The organism is Rhizobium sp. Leaf262 (genome assembly GCF_001422245.1).
Taxonomy (GTDB): domain Bacteria; phylum Pseudomonadota; class Alphaproteobacteria; order Rhizobiales; family Rhizobiaceae; genus Agrobacterium.
In genome coordinates this window covers 256,716-276,159 of record NZ_LMMM01000016.1, presented here as the reverse complement: position 1 = coordinate 276,159, position 19,444 = coordinate 256,716, and the positions used below count along the sequence as shown (strand labels likewise).

Genomic DNA, 19,444 nt, shown 5'->3' with positions numbered 1-19,444 from the left:
ATGTTTTTTCCAAATCCTGTTTCTCTTGCCGCTCTGCTGGGGTAAGGCTTGATATCCCTTGGTAGGCAGAGAGTCTCATGAAATTCAGCATTGAACACGCCGAAAAATTCGTTTCTTCCATTTTCGAGGCGAACGGCGTTTTGCCGGCCAATGCCCAATCCGTCGCACGCGCGCTTGTTGCGGCGGAAGCAGCCGGGCAGGGTGGACATGGCGTCCGCAGGATACCCGCCTATATCAGCCAGTTGCGTGTCGGCAAGATCGACGGAACAGCCAAGCCTGCGGCATCACGTCCGCGTCCTTCTGTTCTCAGCGTCGATGCGGGATACGGCTATGCATATCCGGCTATCGATATGGTGGTCGATCAGCTTCCGGCGATCGCCAGGGCGCAGGGCATCGCGCTTGGGGTCATAGGCAGGTCTCACCACGCAGGGGTCATGGCTCTTACCGTCGAACGGTTTGCCGATCAGGGCCTAGTCGCTTTCATGGTCGCAAATGCACCCGCCTCTATGGCTCCCTGGGGCGGTACCAAACCGCTTTACGGCACAAATCCGATTGCGTTTGCGGCGCCCGTTGATGGCGCAGACCCGCTCGTAATCGATCTCGCCCTCTCAAAGGTGGCGCGCGGCAAAATCATGGCAGCGCGGCAAAAGGGCGAAAGCATACCCGATGACTGGGCGTTCGATAGCCAGGGCCGTCCGACGACGGATCCGGATGAGGCCATCAAGGGAACGATGGTGCCCGCTGGCGATGCCAAGGGTGCAGCGCTAGCCTTGATGGTGGAGGTCATGGCTGCGGGTCTGACCGGCGGGAATTTTGGTTTTCAGGCTTCCTCGCTTCTCGACGATACGGGAACGGCGCCATCGCTTGGTCACACCATCATCGCCATCGACCCCACGATTGCCGGAGATGATATCTTTGCGAGACGATTGGCGCTCATGGCTGCGGAGATCGAGGGGCAGGAAAACGCCCGTCTGCCGGGCCGCAGGAGCCAGGGCATCCGAAAGCAGTCGCTGGAGAACGGAATCGTCATCGAAGACGACATCTTGGCGCAGATCAAGGCCCTGTGATCAATCGCGCAGGTCGATTAGGGTCACAACGAGGTCGACAAAGGCGGTTCCTGACGTTTCCAGCGCGCCGCTATTGTCTATGGTGGTCACGTCGAAGTCGCCGCAGACATCCAGCGAACGACGCTCGAGTCTGCGCATGATGTCGTCATGGCTCTCCCTGCCCCGACCTTCAAGCCGGGCCGCGAGCACCTCCGGCCTTGCAACGATATTGACGATCTTCAGCCTGGGGAACACAGCCTTAAAATGGCCGAGCGCAGAGCGAGAGCCATTCGCAATGACGATGTTTCCCTCAGCAAGCTTGTCTTTTACCGCTGCTGGAATGGCATAGTTCAGCCCATGCGCTTGCCAGGAGACGCAGAATTCACCTTTGGCATGGCGACGTACAAATTCTTCGTCGCTCACGGCATCATGGTTTTCGCCGCCAGCGCTGCTGTCACGCGTAATCACGCGACGTACGAAATGCACATCACCCCGGCTCAAGAGCCGGTCGGCGGCGAACTCCATGATGGTATCCTTGCCCGCACCGCTCGGTCCCACCACGACGATCATCAGGCCTGTGGATGGCGATGGGACCGGTGAGAGCGAGGGCACCGTATCACTCATGCGACGCGCCTGCCTTGCCGCCAGACCGATCGGACAACCGGAACGTCGTTGTTGCGACGGACTCGGACGAGATCGGCTCGCAAACCGTTTGCAATCCGCCCGCGATCCATCAGGCCAACTGTGCGTGCCGGTGTGGCCGTGACCATCGATATGGCTGCGGGCAGCGTTATGCCTTCAACCTGATCGGCCAGAAGAAACGGAGCATAAAGCAGGCTGAACGGCACGTAGTCGGACGACAGGACATCGAGAACACCGATTTCAGCCAGATCACGGGCAGCAATGTTACCGGAGTGTGATTTACCGCGCACGATGTTGGGAGCGCCCATCAAGACGCTCATGCCTGCACCATGCGATGCCTGTGCAGCTTCGACGCTGGTTGGAAATTCGGCAAGTTTGACGCCATGACCGATCGCTTCTTCGACATGGCTCTGCGTCGCGTCGTCATGGCTCGCGATGGTGATGCCGCGTGCCAGACATTGCGCCGAGAGATAATCGCGGTGGTTGGTGGAATATTTGGCGGAAGCCGCCACACGTCGATCCACAAAAGCCTGGAAGGCCTCGTCGCTCAAGCCGCGCTTCTTCTGATAAAAGACGATATATTGATCCATCGTCTGAAACTGCCTTTGACCCGGCGAATGATCCATCAGCGAAATCAGTTTTACCTGGGCGTCGTCCTCGAAATCTTCGAAGTGCTCAAGGACATCCGCAGAAGCCACTTCGCAGCGAAGATGCAAAAGATGATCCGCACGCAGGCGACCCTCCCTTTGGGCCTGTTCGATGGCGTCGGCCATCTGGCGCATTTCGCCGCGTGCAAAGCCGCCATCTTCGTCCGAACCCAGCCGGAGACAATCGAACACGGTGGTAATGCCTGAAGACGAGATCTGCGCATCATGCGCCTGAATGGCGGCCACCTTGTTCCATGTCACGCCGGGACGTGGAGAATAATGCTGTTCCAGATGGTCGGTGTGCAACTCGACCAGACCAGCGATAAGGTAATCCCCCTCGAAATTCTCACCTAGGCGTGACGTTCCCTCACTGATATCGGCAATCAGGCCATCCTTGATCTGGACCGACCCCTCGATGATCTCATCCTGGAGAACGATGCGTGCATGGGTTAAAACCTGTTCGGTCATCGGATTGCCTCTTTCTCGACGGGTGTGGTCCTGAGCGTGTCAGGCGCTTCCGCAAGCGGCAGCCATGTGTGAACGGTAAACGCCTCTCCACGCGCCCTCTCGACAAAAAGGCCAAGACCGGAGATGGCCAGAGATCGCTCCGTAAAGTCCGAAAATTCCCTCATCAGCAGGGCGCGGACACGGTCACGATCCTTTGTCTCAACAGGACCTGTCAGTGTCATGTGAAAACGAAAATCGTCCATGACGTGCGGATAACCCCATTGTGAAAGATTGCGCCGCTGGCTTTCGCTGAGTTCCTGCGGCCTTCTTCTTGCAATATCGCTTGGCGAAAGGACTGCCCGGAAGGGCTCGAAATACGCGACCACATCTGCGGCGAAGTCCTGCAGCGCTTCGGATTTCGCTTTGGGCACGATGGCAAAAAAGGGACCAAGGTTATCGATAATCATCTCAGGAATTTCGAAAGCTTGTCGGGTTCTCGCAAAATTCTGGAAAGCGGTCAGAAGCTCAGCCTCGCTGCTACGATCCGCCAGTTCGAAAGGCGCTTTCAGTGTCGCATGAAATCCGTAACGGCGAGGCTCGGCCGTCATGTGCCTTTGGTCAGCGTCGTTATGGTCTTCGGCGCCTGTGAAGGCATTTCGACCAAGCCAGCGAGACGCCTTGCGGGTAAGAGCATCATCGGGAGAAGGGGAGAAATAGATGGCGTAGCGCACGGGTCGCACTTTCAGGTATCGGCAGTCACGGCATTATTGAAATGAATCGCCTCAACGACGCAAGGCTGTAGAGGCGAATTAGCCTCTGCGCATGACGGAATGATGATGTGGCAGAAAAAAATTGGACTTTGTTGTACCGGGAAGGGCAGCTCAACTTGGCTGCGATGCCGCTGCGGCGGATGGAAAACGTTTGGCGACAGAGACCTGCCTGAGCAGCATTCCGGCATGAATTGAAACTTCTTCAAGAATTGCGCGTTGTCTCCTCACAGTCTTCACGGATGGAAGGAGTAAAGGCAATGGAAGTTGGAATTCTCGTCGCGCTATTCTTCACCGTCTTCGCAGCCTCGAGCGTATTTTGCGCCTATTGGTTCGGCGAATCTCACGGCTCTCGGTGAGTGTCATAAAATATACTTGATACGCTAAAAAGCAGGCTTAGAGAATATCATCTCTAAGCCTGCTTTTTTTGTTGAACAACTTAATGAGCGGCAGACATGTCGCCCAGTACTTCCTTGGATGCAACGGTCGAATCTGCGTTCAGCTTGTAGACCATAGGGACGCCGGTCGCGAGATTGAGCTTCAAGATTTCTTCTTTGCTCAGCTTGTCGAGAACCATGACGAGAGAGCGAAGCGAGTTGCCGTGCGCTGCCACGAGAACCGTTTCACCTTTTAAAACACGGGGCAGGATTTCCGTCAGATAATAGGGCCAGACGCGCGCGCCGGTGTCGCGCAGGCTTTCACCGCCTGGCGGTGGAATGTCGTAGGAGCGGCGCCAGATATGAACCTGCTCCTCGCCCCACTTTTCCCTCGCATCATCCTTGTTCAAGCCGGAGAGATCGCCGTAATCTCGCTCGTTCAGCGCTTCATCACGGATCGTCTCCAGATCGGACTGACCGACATTGTCCAGCACCATTTGGCATGTGCGCTGGGCACGGATCAGCGACGATGTGTATGCCACATCGAACTTGATGCCGTAATCGGCAAGCGCCTTGCCACCGGCATTGGCTTCCTGAACACCAAGCTCCGTCAGGTCGGGGTCGCGCCAGCCGGTGAAGAGGTTCTTGAGGTTCCAGTCACTTTGGCCGTGACGAACGAGGACGAGGGTTCCGCTCATATCAATGTCTCTCCAGAGGTTGGTTAGTGGTCTTCAGCCAGACCGAGAACGTCCAGCATCGAATAAAAGCCGGGCTTCTGGTCGTGCGCCCAAAGGGCGGCAGCAATTGCGCCACGGGCAAAAATGGTCCGGTCTGCGGCATGGTGCGAAAGCGTGACCTGCTCGCCTTCGCCAGCGAAAATCACCGAATGGTCGCCGATCACGGAGCCGCCGCGCAGCGTCGCAAAACCGATCGTGCCGCCTTCGCGCGGGCCTGTATGTCCATCACGCACACGTACGGATTTGGCCGCAAGGTCGATACCGCGCCCTTTTGCTGCTGCCTGGCCTAACAGCAAAGCAGTGCCGGACGGCGCGTCGACCTTGTGCTTGTGGTGCATTTCGAGGATTTCGATGTCCCAGGCATTCGCATCGAGCGCCTTTGCCGCCTGCTGCGTCAAGACGCCGAGCAGATTGACGCCAAGGCTCATATTGCCTGACTTAACGATGCGGGCATGGCGAGCGGCGGCCTGAAACTTTGCCTCGTCGTCAAGCGTGCAGCCGGTGGTACCGATGACATGGACGATCCGCGCCTGAGCCGCAAGGCCAGCAAAGCCAACGCTTCCCGCAGGCGAGGTGAAGTCGATGACACCTTGTGCATGCAAGAAGGCGTCGAGCGCGTCACTTGTGACAGCAATGCCGATAGGACCGAGGCCCGACAGTTCACCCGCATCACGGCCGATAAAGGGAGAGCCTTCGCGCTCGACTGCTGCATGAAGCTGGACACCCGGCGTTTCATGGATCAGCCGGATCAGTGTCTGCCCCATACGACCGGCCGCACCCACCACCACCAGTTTCATGCCATCGCCGCTCATGCTTCCTCGCTCATGCTATCGGGTTCAAAGGCCACGGACACCCGTGGCCTGAAGATTGTTGAGGCGAGCGTAAAGACCATCGTCTTGCCGCGCAAGCGTCTCGTGAACGCCTTCTTCTACGACCAGCCCCTCGTTCATGACCACGATCTTGTCGGCTTTGACCACCGTCGACAGGCGGTGGGCGATGACGATGACAGTGCGTCCGTTCATAGCCGTATCGAGCGCCTTCTGAACAACGGCTTCCGATTCCGTATCGAGTGCGGACGTCGCTTCATCGAGCAGCAGGATCGGCGCGTTGCGCACCAGTGCACGCGCAATCGACAGGCGCTGGCGCTGGCCGCCAGACAGGCTCATGCCGTTTTCTCCCACCGCAGTGTCGTAGCCCTCCGGCTGCGCGACGATGAAATCATGCGCAAAGGCAAGTCGTGCGGCCTCTTCGATCTCGGCATCCGTCGCGTCCGGGCGGCCATAGCGAATGTTGTCGCGAATGGTGCCTTCGAACAGATAGGGCTGCTGCGAGACGTAGGCCAAATTCTGGCGAAGCGACATGGTCGTCACATCCGCGATGTTTTGACCATCGACCAGAATGGCGCCGCCGTCCGGATCGTAGAAACGCGGCACGAGATTGATGATCGTCGACTTACCCGCCCCGGACGGACCCACCAGCGCCGTCGTCTTGCCGCCTTCGGCGATAAAGCTGACGCCTTTCAGGATCGGGCCGCCATCCTTGTAGGAAAACACCACGTCCCGCAGTTCGACCGTGGCATTGGTGATCGCCAGCGGCTTTGCATCCGGTTTCTGACGCTGGATCGGCTCCATATCGAGAATGTCGTAGATCATCTGCGCATTGACGACCGCGCGTTCCAGAGAAATCTGCACGCGTGCAAGACGGCGGGCCGGATCATAAGCGAGCAGAAGCGCGGTCACGAAGGCGAAGAATGCACCTGGAGGCACATTGTAATAGATGGCGCGATAGGCGGCGTAGGCCAGAACGCCCGATACGGCCAGGCCGGCAATGGTTTCCGTCAGCGGCGCGCTCTTTTCCGTTAGACGTGCAATGCGGTTTGCGCGCATTTCAGCGGAATCGATGACGCGATCGACGCGATGTTCCAGCTGCTTTTCCATCGTGAAGGCTTTGACGATGGCGATACCCTGCAATGTTTCCTGCATGGCGCCCAGCACGCGGCTGTTGAGGATCACCGCATCCCGCGTGGCGCTGCGAAGCCGCTTGGAAATATAGCGCAGTCCCAGAACCAATGGTGGAACGATGAAGACGATGACGATCGACAGGATCGGGTCCTTGACGATCATCACCGCAACCAGCGCGATAAAGGTCAGTAGATCGCGGGCAACCGTCGTCACGGTCAGGTTCATGACATCGCGAATGCCGCCGATGTTCTGGCTGACCTGTGCTGCCAGATGCGCGGAGCGAGATTCGCTGAGATAACCCACCGACAGGGTCATGAGATGCGAGTACAAACGCTTCTGATATCGCGCAACGATATTGTTGCCTATTTTCGAGAGCGCCACCGATTGTCCGTAAGTGGCAAGCCCGCGAATAAAGAAGGCGACGAAAATGGAAAAGCAGATCAGCCAGACAAGATCGGCGCGTCGGTTGACGAACGCCTCGTTGATGACGGAATCCATGATCCAGGCCGTAAACGCCGTGGTGCCGGCGACCGTCAGCAGGCAGAAAATCGCAAAACCATAACCGGGAATATGATCGCGGGCGTTTTCGGCAAAAATGCGCTTCAGCACGGACGTGATTGTGTCGGTATCAACGGGGTGCCGGTTCTTGGCGGTTTTCAAGCTTTATCCACCTTATGCGGTTTTTGGCGGGCAAGCCGCCTCTTCAACCGGCGTCTATAGCCATTCGAGCCGGTTTTGGCCAGTGCTGACTTGTGCTTACGCCTGCCAGCGCCGTCCATCCAGCGTCAGACCAAAATCCGACGGCGTGCGGGCATAAGCTGAAAGGCCGGCCAAAGCCGCCTGCGGGTGGGTGACGACATGGGTGGGAATGCTGCGCATGAGGGCCTTGTGCGGGGCCTTGTCCTCGAAAGCTGCGCGGAACTCCGGAAGTCGCAAGGCCGGGATGATTTTCTGAGAGATGCCGCCGGCCAGATAGACGCCGCCACGGGCCATGAAAATCAGTGCCATGTCGCCCGCGATCCGCCCTAGATAGGTGCTGAACAGGGACAGCGTTTCCTGCGCCTGCAGGTCTTCGCCGCTCAGGCCTTTCGCCGTCACGTCTGCAGGGTCGGAAAACACCGGCGTGATGCCGTCTGTCGCACAAATGGCGCGGTAGAGATTAACGAGGCCGCGCCCACACAGGATCTGCTCGCCTGCGATACGTCCTTCGATGGCGTCGAGATGTGGAAATACCCGATAGTCGCGTGCGCTGCGCGGGCCGATATCGACATGGCCGCCTTCACCGGGAACCGGAAACCACATGCCGCGTGCATAGACGAGGCCCGCGACACCCAGCCCGGTGCCGGGCCCAAGCACGACGCGCGATGCCATCATATCCGGCTGATGAGGGCCGATGGTTTCCCTGTTGTCGCCGCCAAGCGAGGCAATCGCGAGAGCCTGTGCTTCGAAGTCGTTGATGACGATCACGTCTTTCAGGCCGAGATTGGCGAGCATTTCCCTGGGCCTGACGATCCAATGGCAATTGGTCAGCGGTATCTCGTCAGCCTCGATCGGCCCGGCAACCGCAAGGATCGTGGAGACTGGCAGCAAGGCCGTGTGGTTCAACACGGCATTCTGGATTGCCTCGTCGATCGACGCGTAGTCGGCGGTCTTGACGCTCGTCAACTGGGTGGGGTCGGCGTCGGCATCCGGCAGAATGCAAAAGCGCGCATTGGTACCACCGATATCTCCGATGAGAATCGGAAAGGAAAGAGTATCGTTCTGCTTGGGCATCGCTGCTCCTGGATCGCCGGGCTATCAATGGGTCGAATGAAAATCGGTCAACTGCTCGGCCGTAGCGCGGTTCAAGGCCATGGGAATATCGTAGACGGTCGCAAGGCGCGTCAGTGCTTTGACGTCGACATCATGCGGCAGGGACGACAGGGGGTCGATGAAGAAGATCAGCATGTCCACATCGCCCGTCGCGATCATCGCGCCGATCTGCTGATCGCCACCCAGCGGGCCGCTTTTCAGACGAACCACGTTCAAGCCGGGACAGGCATCCTGCACGCGCCCGCCAGTAGTGCCGGTGGCGACGATCCTGAATTGCGAGAGGGCTGCCTGATGCTGACGGGCGAAATCCGCCATGTCGTCTTTCTTCTGGTCATGCGCGATCAAAGCGATACAGCGTTGCCCTGTCATTTGGTCTCTGCGCCCCAGCCTTGTTCAGATCGCATTTTCTAAATCGATTTGAAGCCTTCTAACGCAACTTCACACCGTTTGGAAAGCCGGGCCGCGTCAATTCGAAGACGGGCGGGAAGATGGTCGCGGCACATCGGCGGGCGGCATGGGTGCCGCCTTGCCCGACGATTGTGGCACGATGTCCTGTACCTGTGCGGCTGGCGCAGAAGGCGTGTAGGAATTTTGAGCAGCAACGCTTGCCTTGCCAGCGGCAGGTGCGGCGGCAATGGCTGCGCAGGCTTTCGGCAAATCGGAGACCATCATGGCGCGCGGCGGCTTGGGCGGCTTGGCATTGGGGTCTTTCTTCGGTGTGGCCCAAGGTTCCTTGGTGAACCACCATGCCAGCGACTTGTCGCAGCCATCGCCAGCACCCACAGGTGCCTGCGGTTTGCAGTTCGGCGCGCCCGGCGGGCATTCGAGGCGAACGTGGAAGTGTTCATCATGCCCGTAGATCGGCCTGATCTTGCCCATGAAGGTGCGGTCGCCGGTCCATGTCTGGCACAGCTTCTGCTTGATGGCCGGGTTGACGAAGATGCGCTCCACCTGCGGATAGCTCGCCGCCATCATCACCAGTTTTGCATTGAGCGGCGACCATTTGCGGTCATCCACCGTCAGGAATTTGCTTTTGTCCAGCATGGAGATGAAGGGTGTGCTTTCCCGCTGCTCTGCACTCATCACCTGCTTGGGCATTTGTCGCCACCAGATGTCGACGTCGAGGCCGATCTGATGAGAAGCATGGCCTGTCAGCATCGGCCCGCCACGCGGCTGCGAGATATCGCCGATCAACAGGCCCGGCCATCCGATCTTTTGCACGTCCTGCGCAAAGCGTTCGATAAAGGAAATCAGTTGCGGCTGACCCCAGCGCCGGTTGCGGGACAGCCTCATGGCCTGAAAGCCCTGACCTTCCGTGGGCAGCGCCACCGCACCGGACTGGCAACCCTTGGCATAGGAACCGTAAGACGCAGAGGGTCCGGCAGATGGCAGGGCGATATTGCCGAAGACCTGTTTTGCGGGCGCATCCTGCGCAAAGGCAGAGACCGCATCTGCCGCCAGCATGGACATCATCGAAAGTGCCAGAAATGATGCCTTGCCCACGCCTTTTGCCAGTTTGTCCATATTGTCCGTCGCCTGCGATGCTTGAAATGATTCTCTTTGAAATATTACGCTGGAACGCGAATTTGGTGAAAGCATGTTTGGCCGATTTTGGCGGCATAAACGGCTTGTGACCCAAATCCCCTATATTTTGCCAATGTTTGTCTTATGGTGCACGGCAATGAAACGAAAAGGACTGTCGCTTTATGGCATTGGCAAGGTTGAAATCCGGTGTGTTCGCTCTGGCTGCTCTATCATGCGTGATGGCGCCGACGGCGGCACTGGCGCAGGACAGCGAAAACTGGCGCAGTGGGATTTCGACGATTGGCGAGCTGAAGCACCCGAACGGATTTGAGCGCTTCGATTATGTGAACCCGAATGCGCCCAAGGGCGGGACGTTGCGCCTTTCGACAGCAGGCACCTTCGATACGGTCAATCCGCTTCTGGCAAAAGGCGAACTTGCCACCGGGCTTGGCGCTGTTTTTGATACGTTGATGAAATCCTCCGAAGAGGAACTCTCCTCATCCTACGGCCTTCTTGCCGAGGCCGTCAGCTTTCCAGACGATATTTCCAAGGCCAGTTTTCGGCTGCGGAAAGAAGCGAAGTGGGCCGATGGTCAGCCGGTGACGCCCGAAGATGTCGTTTTCAGTTTCGAAAAGGCGAAGGATTTAAGCCCGCAACTGGCAACATATTACACCCATGTCACCAAGGCCGAAAAGACCGGTGAACGGGAAGTCACTTTCACCTTCGATGAAAAGAACAACAAGGAACTGCCCCAGATCGTCGGCCAGATCATGGTCGTTCCGAAACACTGGTGGGAAGCCAATGGCGCAGACGGCAAGCCGCGTGACATTTCCCGTGGCACGCTGGAGCCCGTCATGGGGTCCGGCCCATACAAGATCGCGTCCATCGCACCGGGTTCGACCATCACCTATGAGCGGCGCGACGATTATTGGGGCAAGGACGTCAACGTCAATGTTGGGATGAACAACTTCAAGACGATCACTTACACCTTCTACACAGACCGCGATGTCGAGTTTCAGGCGTTCAAGGCCGGGAATACGGATTTCTGGCAGGAGAATTCAGCAGGGCGCTGGGCAACGGGTTATGACTTTCCGGCCGTGAAAGACGGTCGTATCAAGAAAGAGGAGTTGCCCAACATCTATCGTTCAGTTGGCATAATGCAGGCACTCGTGCCGAATGGACGACGCGATAAATTCAAGGATCCAAAAGTCCGGCTGGCCTTGAACTACGCCTTCGACTTCGAAGAAATGAACCGCACGCTGTTCTATAACCAGTATCAACGCATCGGCAGTTTCTTCATGGGAAGCGACCTAGCATCGTCTGGCCTTCCTCAAGGAAAAGAGCTGGAAATTCTGAACGAAGTTAAAGATCAGATCCCCCCTGATGTTTTTACAAGGGAATTTCGAAACCCGGTTGGCGGTGACCCCGCCAAACAGCGCGACAATCTTCGTGAAGCCGTAAAGCTCATGAAGGAGGCCGGTTATGAGCTTCGTGGCAACCGAATGGTCAACGCGTCCACGGGCCAGCCTTTTGAGTTCGAAATTCTCGTTGATTCCGCAGCGATGGAGCGCGTGGTGGTTACTTACGCGCAAAATCTAAGAAAGATCGGAATCAACGCCACAGTCAGAGTGGTGGATACGTCGCAATACACAAATCGTACCCGGTCTTTTGATTTCGACATGATCGTCAATCTCTGGGCTCAGAGCGCGAACCCGGGAAATGAGCAGGCAGATTACTGGGGCTCTAAGGCTGTTGATCGCCAAGGGTCTAAAAACTATGCCGGCATCAGCAACCCCACTGTTGATGCAATCGTCCGCAAGATCATTTTTGCCGCAAACCGCGACGATCAGGTAGCCGCCGTAAAGGCGCTGGACCGGGTGCTTCTTACTGGAAACTATGTGATCCCGCAATTTTATCGTGGTGAAATGACGCTTGCCTACTGGAATACACTGGTGCAACCCCAGACGCTGCCTAGATACGGCATTGGTTTCCCCGATGCATGGTGGTCTGCAAACGCCGTAAAATAACGTTGGCCTTGCTTTATAAGCCAAGCCTTGATTCACATGAGCGATAACGAATCACGCCGCCTGCGGGTTACCGCAGGCCCGAAAGGAAACGGTTTGACGAAGCCGATGACGACTGAGCCCAACGCCATAAAGCGGAGCGCCTGATGGGAGCTTATATTCTGCGGCGTCTGGCCCTGATGATACCGACAATTATCGGCATCATGGGCATTTCCTTTCTCGTCATTCAGTTCGCACCCGGTGGTCCGGTTGAGCAGGTGGTTGCACAGCTTTCGGGCTCCGGCGACAGCGCGTCGGACCGTCTTTCCGGTGGTGGCGACCTCATGGGTGGCGGTCTGGATGAGAGCGGTTCGAAATATCGTGGCGCGCAGGGGCTAGACCCCGACCTGATCGCCAAACTGGAAAAGCAGTTCGGTTTCGACAAGCCGCCGCTCACCCGCTTCCTCGACATGATGTGGAATTACATCCGCTTCGATTTCGGCGATAGCTTCTTTCGCAATTCCTCCGTCATCGATCTCATCATCGACAAGCTGCCGGTGTCGATTTCGCTCGGCTTTTGGATATTGATCATCTCCTATGCGATCTCGATCCCGCTTGGCATCAAGAAAGCAGTGTCGGATGGCTCGAAATTCGATGTCTGGACATCCGGCATCGTCATCGTCGGCTATGCGGTGCCGAGCTTCCTGTTCGGCATTCTGCTCATCGTCGTCTTCGCGGGCGGATCGTTCTTCGACTGGTTCCCGTTGCGGGGGCTGACGTCTGACAATTTTGCGCAACTGACGTGGTGGCAGAAGATCATCGACTATTTCTGGCACTTGGCGCTGCCGCTAACTGCGCTCGTTCTCTCAGCCTTTGCCACGACGACACTGCTGACCAAGAATTCCTTCATCGATGAGATCAAGAAGCAATACGTAGTCACGGCGCGCGCCAAGGGCCTGTCTGAACGCAAGGTTCTCTATGGCCACGTCTTCCGCAACGCCATGCTGATCGTCATCGCCGGTTTCCCCGGCGCCTTCATCTCGGCCTTCTTTACCGGGTCGCTGTTGATTGAAAACATCTTCTCCTTGGATGGTCTTGGACGGCTGGGTTATCTTTCGGTCGTCAACCGCGATTATCCGATCGTGTTCGGAACGCTGTTCATCTTCTCGCTGATGGGCCTCGTCGTCAGCCTCATCTCCGACATGATCTACACCTGGATCGATCCGCGTATCGACTTTGAGCGGAGGGATGTGTGATGGCTGTTGCAATCGACACACCACCACAAAAGCGGCCGTTCTTCTCTCCCACAAGTGTGCGGCGCTGGCAGAATTTCAAGGCGAACCGGCGCGGCTACTGGTCGTTCTGGCTGTTCCTTCTGATCTTCGGATTGAGCCTGTTTGCCGAGTTTCTGGCCAACGACAAACCTATCATCGCCTCCTACAAGGGCGAGATTTTGGTGCCTGTCATGATGGATTACCCGGAGGAGAAATTCGGCGGCTTCCTGGCCCAAACGGATTATAAATCCTCCTTCATTCAGGATGAAATCAACGCCAATGGCTGGATGATCTGGCCGCCGATCCGCTATTCCTACCAGACGGTGAACTCAAATATTCCGCACTCGGCACCCACAGCGCCTTTCTGGCTGATGGATGCGCAGGAACGTTGCTCCGGTTACCCGCAAGGCGCGGCCGATCCCGGCTGTACGCTCGGCAATCTCAATTGGCTGGGCACCGACAATCAGGCGCGCGATGTCGCAGCCCGCGTCATCTATGGCTTCCGCATTTCCGTGCTGTTCGGGCTGGCGCTCACCATTGCCTCGGCCATCGTCGGTGTCAGCGCCGGTGCAGTGCAGGGCTATTTCGGTGGCTGGACCGACCTTTTGATGCAACGTTTCATCGAGATTTGGTCGTCCATGCCGGTGCTCTACATCCTGCTGATCATCGCGGCCATCCTGCCGCCCGGCTTCTTCGTCCTGCTGGGCATCATGCTGTTGTTCTCGTGGGTCGGCTTCGTCGGCATCGTGCGCGCCGAGTTTCTGCGCGCCAGAAATTTCGAATATGTCAACGCCGCCCGCGCGCTTGGCGTCGGCAACGGCACCATCATGTTCCGCCACCTGCTGCCCAATGCCATGGTGGCAACGCTGACCTTCCTGCCCTTCATTCTCTCGGGCTCGATCACAACGCTCACCTCGCTCGATTTCCTCGGCTTCGGCATGCCGCCCGGCTCTCCCTCGCTGGGAGAACTGATCGCTCAGGGCAAGAACAACCTTCAGGCGCCCTGGCTGGGGCTGACGGCCTTCTTCACAATGTCGATCATGCTGTCCCTGCTGATCTTCGTCGGTGAAGCGGTGCGAGATGCCTTCGATCCGAGAAAGACCTTCCGATGAGTGCCACGAAGGATATGATGACCACTCCGCTTCTTTCCGTCCGCGATCTCTCCGTTGCCTTCCATCAGGGCGGCAAGGAAAGCGTGGCTGTCGATCATGTGTCGTTCGACATCATGCCGGGCGAGGTCGTGGCGCTGGTGGGGGAGTCGGGTTCCGGCAAATCGGTGACGGCGAATTCCATTTTGAAGCTTTTGCCCTATCCGGCGGCGAGCCACCCGTCTGGCCAAATCCTGTTCGGAGGCAAGGATTTGCTGAATGCGTCGCTGCGCGATCTTCGCAATGTGCGCGGCAACGATATCACCATGATCTTTCAGGAGCCGATGACCTCGCTCAACCCGCTGCACAGCATCGAGCGGCAGATTGGTGAAATTCTCGAGCTTCATCAGGCCATCACCGGTATCGAGGCGCGCAAGCGGACGCTGGAACTGCTGTTGCAGGTCGGTATTCGTGAGCCTGAAAAGCGGCTGAAGGCCTATCCGCATGAACTCTCCGGTGGCCAGCGCCAGCGTGTGATGATTGCCATGGCACTCGCCAACCGGCCGAAACTGCTGATCGCCGACGAACCCACGACGGCGCTGGATGTGACGGTGCAGGCGCAAATCCTGGAGCTTCTGGGCGATTTGAAGAACCAGCATGACATGTCGATGCTGTTCATCACTCATGATCTCGGCATCGTGCGCAAATTCGCCGACCGCGTGTGCGTGATGACCAAGGGCAAGATCGTCGAGACCGGCACGGTCGAGCAGGTCTTCACCGATCCGCAGCACGCCTATACCCGCCATCTTCTGGCTGCCGAGCCCAAGGGCGAGCCGCCGCTGTCCGATAGCAGCAAGCCAGTGGTCATGCAGGGAGACGAGATCAAGGTCTGGTTCCCGATCAAGGCCGGGCTGATGCGCAGGGTGGTGGATCACGTCAAGGCGGTGGATGGCATCGATATTACCCTGCGCGCCGGGCAGACGGTGGGTGTCGTGGGTGAATCCGGTTCGGGCAAGACGACGCTGGGTCTCGCGCTCTCGCGGCTGATTTCCTCCAAGGGGCGGATCAGCTTCATCGGCCAGTCCATCGATGGTTATTCCTATTCCATGATGAAACCGCTCAGAAACCGGCTTCAGGTGGTGTTTCAGGACCCCTATGGGTCTCTCAGCCCGCGCATGTCGGTGGGGGAAATCATCGCCGAAGGTCTGCGGGTGCATGAAAAAGCCCTGTCTGCGGATGAGCGCGACCGGCGCGTGGCGCAGGCACTGGATGAGGTGGGGCTCGACCCCGCCACGCGCTGGCGTTACCCGCATGAATTCTCGGGCGGCCAGAGACAGCGCATCGCCATTGCCCGCGCCATGGTGCTGAAACCCCGCTTCGTGATGCTGGACGAGCCGACATCGGCGCTGGATATGAGCGTGCAGGCGCAGGTGGTCGATCTGTTGCGGGATTTGCAGGCGAGACATGATCTGGCCTATCTCTTCATCAGCCACGATCTGAAGGTCGTCAAAGCGCTCGCCAACGACATGATCGTGATGCGTCACGGCAAGGTGGTGGAAAGCGGTCCGGCAAAGTCCATCTTCGAGGCACCGAAAGAGGACTATACGCGGGCGCTGATGGCGGCGGCTTTCAACATCGAAGCCGTCAAGACGGCAGCGATCAGCGAGTAGGCGTCTCCAAGAACGCGCTGGCCTTCTCGCCCCGGCCCACGTACGATGCAGTCAGGATGCGGGAAACAAAGAGGCGTGATGTCGTCATGACGGCGCGATATATACTTTATCAGCTTGTGGATGTTTTCCGTTAGCGACTCTGCCGCGAACCGAAGAGAAACAACCTGCTGGTGAATGATGGTCGATATTGAATACGCAAAAAGATTTTTCGAAGAAAACCCCGATATTGAAATTCTTGAAGCCTTTGTCATCGATGTAAACGGCGTGCCGCGCGGCAAATGGATCCCGCGTGAACGGGCCATCGACGTGCTGGAAAAGGGCATGGCCGTGCCGCGCTCGGTCTACGCGCTGGATATCTGGGGCCGCGACGTAAACGCAGCCGGACTTGCAGAAGGCACCGGCGACCCTGATGGTCTGTGCTTTGCCGTTCCAGAAACGCTCTCACGCGTTACATGGCTGGGGCGCTCCACGGCGCAGGTTCTGCTGGCCATGAAAGACCCTGACGGCAACGGTTTTTATGGCGATCCGCGCACTGTGCTGGCGCAGGTGCTGGCAGGCTTTACCCGTCGCGGGTTGACGCCGGTTGTCGCGACCGAGCTCGAATTCTATCTGATCGATCCTGTCCGCTCCGCGCTCGACCCCGTGCGCCCGCCGCGTAGCCGCGAAGGCCGCTGGCATACGGGCCAGACGCAGGTTCTCTCCATCTCCGAATTGCAGGATTTCGAGGGCGTCTTTCACGATATCTCGACGGCCTGCCGCGCGCAGAATGTCGGAGCCGATACGACGCTGCGCGAAAACGGTCCGGGCCAGTATGAAATCAATCTCAACCATGTGCCGGATGCTTTGCGGGCGGCGGATGATGCCGTTTTTCTGAAGCGCATCGTCAAGGGCGTGGCGCGCAAGCACGATCTCGATGCCACCTTCATGGCCAAGCCCTACGGCATGCAGGCTGGCAACGGCATGCATGTCCATTTTTCCATGCTGGATAGAGATGGCAACAATATCTACGCCGGTGAGAACGGCCCTTCCGAAGCATTGATGCATTCGGTCGGTGGCCTGTTGGAGAATATGGGTGAGAGCATGGCCGTGTTTGCGCCGCATGCCAACTCCTACCGCCGCCTGCGCCCCAGCGAACACGCACCGACCTATGCTTCCTGGGGCATCGATAACCGGTCTGCTGCCGTGCGCGTGATTGTCGCCAGTAAGGCTGCGACCCGTATCGAACACCGTGTGGCAGGAGCCGACACCAATCCCTATCTGGTGCTGGCCATGATCCTGAGTGCCGCCCTTGCCGGCATGAAGGAAAAGCGCCAGCCGGGTGGTGCAATTTCGGGCGATAGCCACGCCATCAATCATGAGCCGCTGCCGACGAACTGGGACTATGCGCTGCAGCGTTTCACGCGCTCCAGCTTTGCCTATGCGACATTTGGGCAGAAATATCGCACGCTATACTCAGCCTGCAAACAGCAGGAATTGTCGGAATTTTCCCTCCGCGTAACCGACGTCGAATACGACGCATATATCAGGACGGTGTGACATGGCGAAAGTGACTGACACTCCAAATCCCGGCCATACCACTTCATGGTACGCGGCATCCGCCAACACAAAGACGGTTCGCACCGCGCTTCAGGGCGATCAGGATGCCGATGTGTGCATCATCGGCGCGGGCTTCACCGGCCTGTCGGCTGCACTGGAACTGGCGCAAAAGGGCTTTTCCGTCATTGTTCTGGAAGGTGAGCGGGTCGGTTTCGGGGCATCAGGGCGCAACGGCGGTCAGATCGTCAACGGCTATAGCCGTGACCTTCACACGGTTGCCCGGCGTTACGGCGCGCAGAAGGCAGCGCAGCTGGGCGCGATGTCGCTGGAAGGCGGGCAGATCATCCGCGACCGAGTCGCGAAATACAATATCGATTGCGATCTGGTGGATGGCGGTTTCTTCGCAGCCTTCACGCTAAAGCAGATCAAGGAAATGGCTGAAAACAAGGCCAATTGGGAAAAGCACGGCCATACCGGGCTGGAGATGGTCTCCAAGGCCGAGGTCGGCAAATATGTGAAGTCGGACCGCTATGCGGGCGGCATGATCGATCGTTTCGGCGGGCATATTCATCCGCTGAATTACGTTTTAGGCGAAGCGGCGGCGATTGAGAGCCTCGGCGGGCGCATTTTCGAAAACTCGCGCGTTATTGCGGTCGAGCAGGGCTCAAACCCCGTCGTGCGGACAGCACAAGGCAAGGTTGCGGCCAAATATGTGCTGGTCTGCGGCAACGCCTATCTCGGCGGACTGCTGCCGGAAATCGGTGAACGGATGATGCCGGTGTCCAGCCAGGTCATGGCGACGGAAGTGCTGGATGCGGCGCTGATCGAAGATCTCTTGCCGGCCAATTATTGCGTCGAAGATGCCAATTATATCCTGGATTACTACCGCCGCACCTCCGACAACCGCCTGCTCTATGGCGGCGGCATCGGTTATGGCGGCAGCGATCCAGCGGACCTGACCAGCGTTATCCGCCCCAATATGCTGAAGACCTTTCCGCAATTGCAGAATACCAAGATCGATTTTGCCTGGAGCGGCAATTTCGCCCTGACGCTGACCCGCATTCCGCATATCGGACGCCTGTCACCCAACGTCTATTTCTCGCACGGCGATAGCGGCCATGGCGTGACGACGACGCAGCTTCTGGGCAGAATTCTCGGTGAAGCGGTTGCGGGTCATGCGGAACGCTTCGATGTCTGGTCGTCGCTGCCGAACTACCCTTTCCCCGGCGGCAAGACGTTCCGGGTGCCGCTCACCATGCTCGGCGCGTGGTGGTATGGCTTGCGCGACAGGCTTGGGATTTAAAGCAATTCCAGCAAAAGTGTGAAGCGGGTTTGTGTCCGCAATTGCGTGGAAATCTACAGAGCGGATAGCCCCTTTAAGGCGTTCTCGGTGATTTCGTCCGGCGTGGCGTCGATGCTGATCGTGACGACGCCGGGTTCGCCGGTTGGGACTTCCAGCGTGGCGAGTTGTGTCTTCAACAGAGATAGCGGCATGAAGTGACCGGTGCGTGCGCCCATGCGCTTGGTCAACAGCGCTTCGCTGCCTTCCAGATAGACGAAGGCCAAGGAACCGCCGCAGGCTTTGCGCAGTCGCTCACGATAGGTCTTCTTCAGCGCGGAGCAGGAAATGACGATGCCGCCCGCCTCATAGCCCTTGTGCAGTTCCGCGCCGACGAGATCGAGCCACGGCCAGCGGTCGTCATCGTTGAGTGGCGTGCCCGCAGCCATTTTTTCCACATTGGAAGCCGGGTGCAGCTTGTCGCCTTCCATGAAGGGAATGCCGAGCTTTTCGGCCAGTTCTTCGCCCACGGTGGATTTGCCGCAGCCGCTGACGCCCATGACGATGATTGCCTGTTTCACGTTATTCCGCCTCTTCCACTATCAACCGACATCGTTTGGCCAGTTCGTCGTAT

General features: G+C 58.0%; 17 protein-coding genes. 7 read left to right on the top strand and 10 right to left on the bottom strand.

Going from position 1 to position 19,444, the window contains the following annotated elements:
• Positions 1-77: 77 nt before the first annotated feature.
• Positions 78-1,067, top strand: a complete 990-nt coding sequence (locus ASF29_RS15495; protein ID WP_062451552.1) for an Ldh family oxidoreductase — start codon at positions 78-80, stop codon at positions 1,065-1,067.
• Here the strand turns inward: ASF29_RS15495 and phnN are convergent, their stop codons facing one another.
• The 9 genes from phnN to mepA form a co-directional block, all read right to left on the bottom strand.
• The gene (phnN, locus tag ASF29_RS15490; protein WP_062451551.1) at positions 1,068-1,670 is read right to left on the bottom strand and encodes a phosphonate metabolism protein/1,5-bisphosphokinase (PRPP-forming) PhnN; all 603 of its coding nucleotides are present in this window, start codon (positions 1,668-1,670) and stop codon (positions 1,068-1,070) included.
• Positions 1,667-2,803 (bottom strand): alpha-D-ribose 1-methylphosphonate 5-triphosphate diphosphatase, encoded by a 1,137-nt coding sequence (locus ASF29_RS15485; protein WP_062451550.1) that lies wholly within the window; start codon positions 2,801-2,803, stop codon positions 1,667-1,669. Before ASF29_RS15485 ends, phnN begins: the two co-directional genes overlap by 4 nt.
• The gene (locus tag ASF29_RS15480) at positions 2,800-3,513 is read right to left on the bottom strand and encodes a DUF1045 domain-containing protein (RefSeq protein WP_062451549.1); all 714 of its coding nucleotides are present in this window, start codon (positions 3,511-3,513) and stop codon (positions 2,800-2,802) included. The genes ASF29_RS15485 and ASF29_RS15480 overlap by 4 nt, the downstream gene beginning before the upstream one ends.
• Before the next feature lie 475 nt (positions 3,514-3,988).
• Positions 3,989-4,624 carry a 2,3-bisphosphoglycerate-dependent phosphoglycerate mutase gene (locus tag ASF29_RS15475; protein WP_062451548.1) on the bottom strand — a complete coding sequence of 212 codons (636 nt, stop codon included), beginning with the start codon at positions 4,622-4,624 and terminating at the stop codon, positions 3,989-3,991.
• A 23-nt stretch (positions 4,625-4,647) separates the two neighbouring features.
• Positions 4,648-5,475, bottom strand: a complete 828-nt coding sequence (dapB, locus tag ASF29_RS15470; RefSeq protein WP_062451547.1) for a 4-hydroxy-tetrahydrodipicolinate reductase — start codon at positions 5,473-5,475, stop codon at positions 4,648-4,650.
• Positions 5,476-5,499: 24 nt separating this feature from the next.
• Positions 5,500-7,284, bottom strand: coding sequence for an ABC transporter ATP-binding protein (locus tag ASF29_RS15465; protein WP_062451546.1), 1,785 nt, complete (start codon positions 7,282-7,284; stop codon positions 5,500-5,502).
• Between the two features lie 96 nt (positions 7,285-7,380).
• Positions 7,381-8,397, bottom strand: coding sequence for a glucokinase (locus tag ASF29_RS15460; protein ID WP_062451545.1), 1,017 nt, complete (start codon positions 8,395-8,397; stop codon positions 7,381-7,383).
• 24 nt (positions 8,398-8,421) lie between these two features.
• Positions 8,422-8,805 carry a methylglyoxal synthase gene (locus ASF29_RS15455; protein WP_062451544.1) on the bottom strand — a complete coding sequence of 128 codons (384 nt, stop codon included), beginning with the start codon at positions 8,803-8,805 and terminating at the stop codon, positions 8,422-8,424.
• Between the two features lie 96 nt (positions 8,806-8,901).
• On the bottom strand, positions 8,902-9,960 hold the full coding sequence (gene mepA / locus ASF29_RS15450) for a penicillin-insensitive murein endopeptidase (RefSeq protein WP_062451543.1): 1,059 nt from the start codon (positions 9,958-9,960) through the stop codon (positions 8,902-8,904).
• Positions 9,961-10,142: 182 nt separating this feature from the next.
• On the opposite strand from mepA, the gene ASF29_RS15445 reads away from it, so the two are divergent.
• The 6 genes from ASF29_RS15445 (at position 10,143) to ASF29_RS15420 (ending at position 18,834) form a co-directional block, all read left to right on the top strand.
• Positions 10,143-11,987: an extracellular solute-binding protein gene (locus ASF29_RS15445; RefSeq protein WP_062451542.1), complete on the top strand. Its 1,845-nt coding sequence runs from the start codon at positions 10,143-10,145 to the stop codon at positions 11,985-11,987.
• 143 nt (positions 11,988-12,130) lie between these two features.
• Entirely contained in the window at positions 12,131-13,219 is a 1,089-nt protein-coding gene (locus ASF29_RS15440) for a microcin C ABC transporter permease YejB (protein ID WP_062451541.1), read from the top strand.
• Positions 13,219-14,349 (top strand): ABC transporter permease, encoded by a 1,131-nt coding sequence (locus ASF29_RS15435; protein ID WP_062451540.1) that lies wholly within the window; start codon positions 13,219-13,221, stop codon positions 14,347-14,349. Before ASF29_RS15440 ends, ASF29_RS15435 begins: the two co-directional genes overlap by 1 nt.
• Complete coding sequence (locus tag ASF29_RS15430; RefSeq protein ID WP_062451539.1) at positions 14,346-15,995, top strand: ABC transporter ATP-binding protein; 1,650 nt, start codon at positions 14,346-14,348, stop codon at positions 15,993-15,995. Before ASF29_RS15435 ends, ASF29_RS15430 begins: the two co-directional genes overlap by 4 nt.
• 174 nt (positions 15,996-16,169) lie before the next feature.
• Complete coding sequence (locus tag ASF29_RS15425) at positions 16,170-17,531, top strand: glutamine synthetase family protein (RefSeq protein WP_062451538.1); 1,362 nt, start codon at positions 16,170-16,172, stop codon at positions 17,529-17,531.
• Position 17,532: 1 nt separating this feature from the next.
• On the top strand, positions 17,533-18,834 hold the full coding sequence (locus ASF29_RS15420; RefSeq protein WP_062451537.1) for an FAD-binding oxidoreductase: 1,302 nt from the start codon (positions 17,533-17,535) through the stop codon (positions 18,832-18,834).
• 53 nt (positions 18,835-18,887) lie between these two features.
• Here the strand turns inward: ASF29_RS15420 and ASF29_RS15415 are convergent, their stop codons facing one another.
• Positions 18,888-19,370, bottom strand: coding sequence for a gluconokinase (locus ASF29_RS15415; RefSeq protein WP_062451692.1), 483 nt, complete (start codon positions 19,368-19,370; stop codon positions 18,888-18,890).
• Positions 19,371-19,444: the final 74 nt, after the last annotated feature.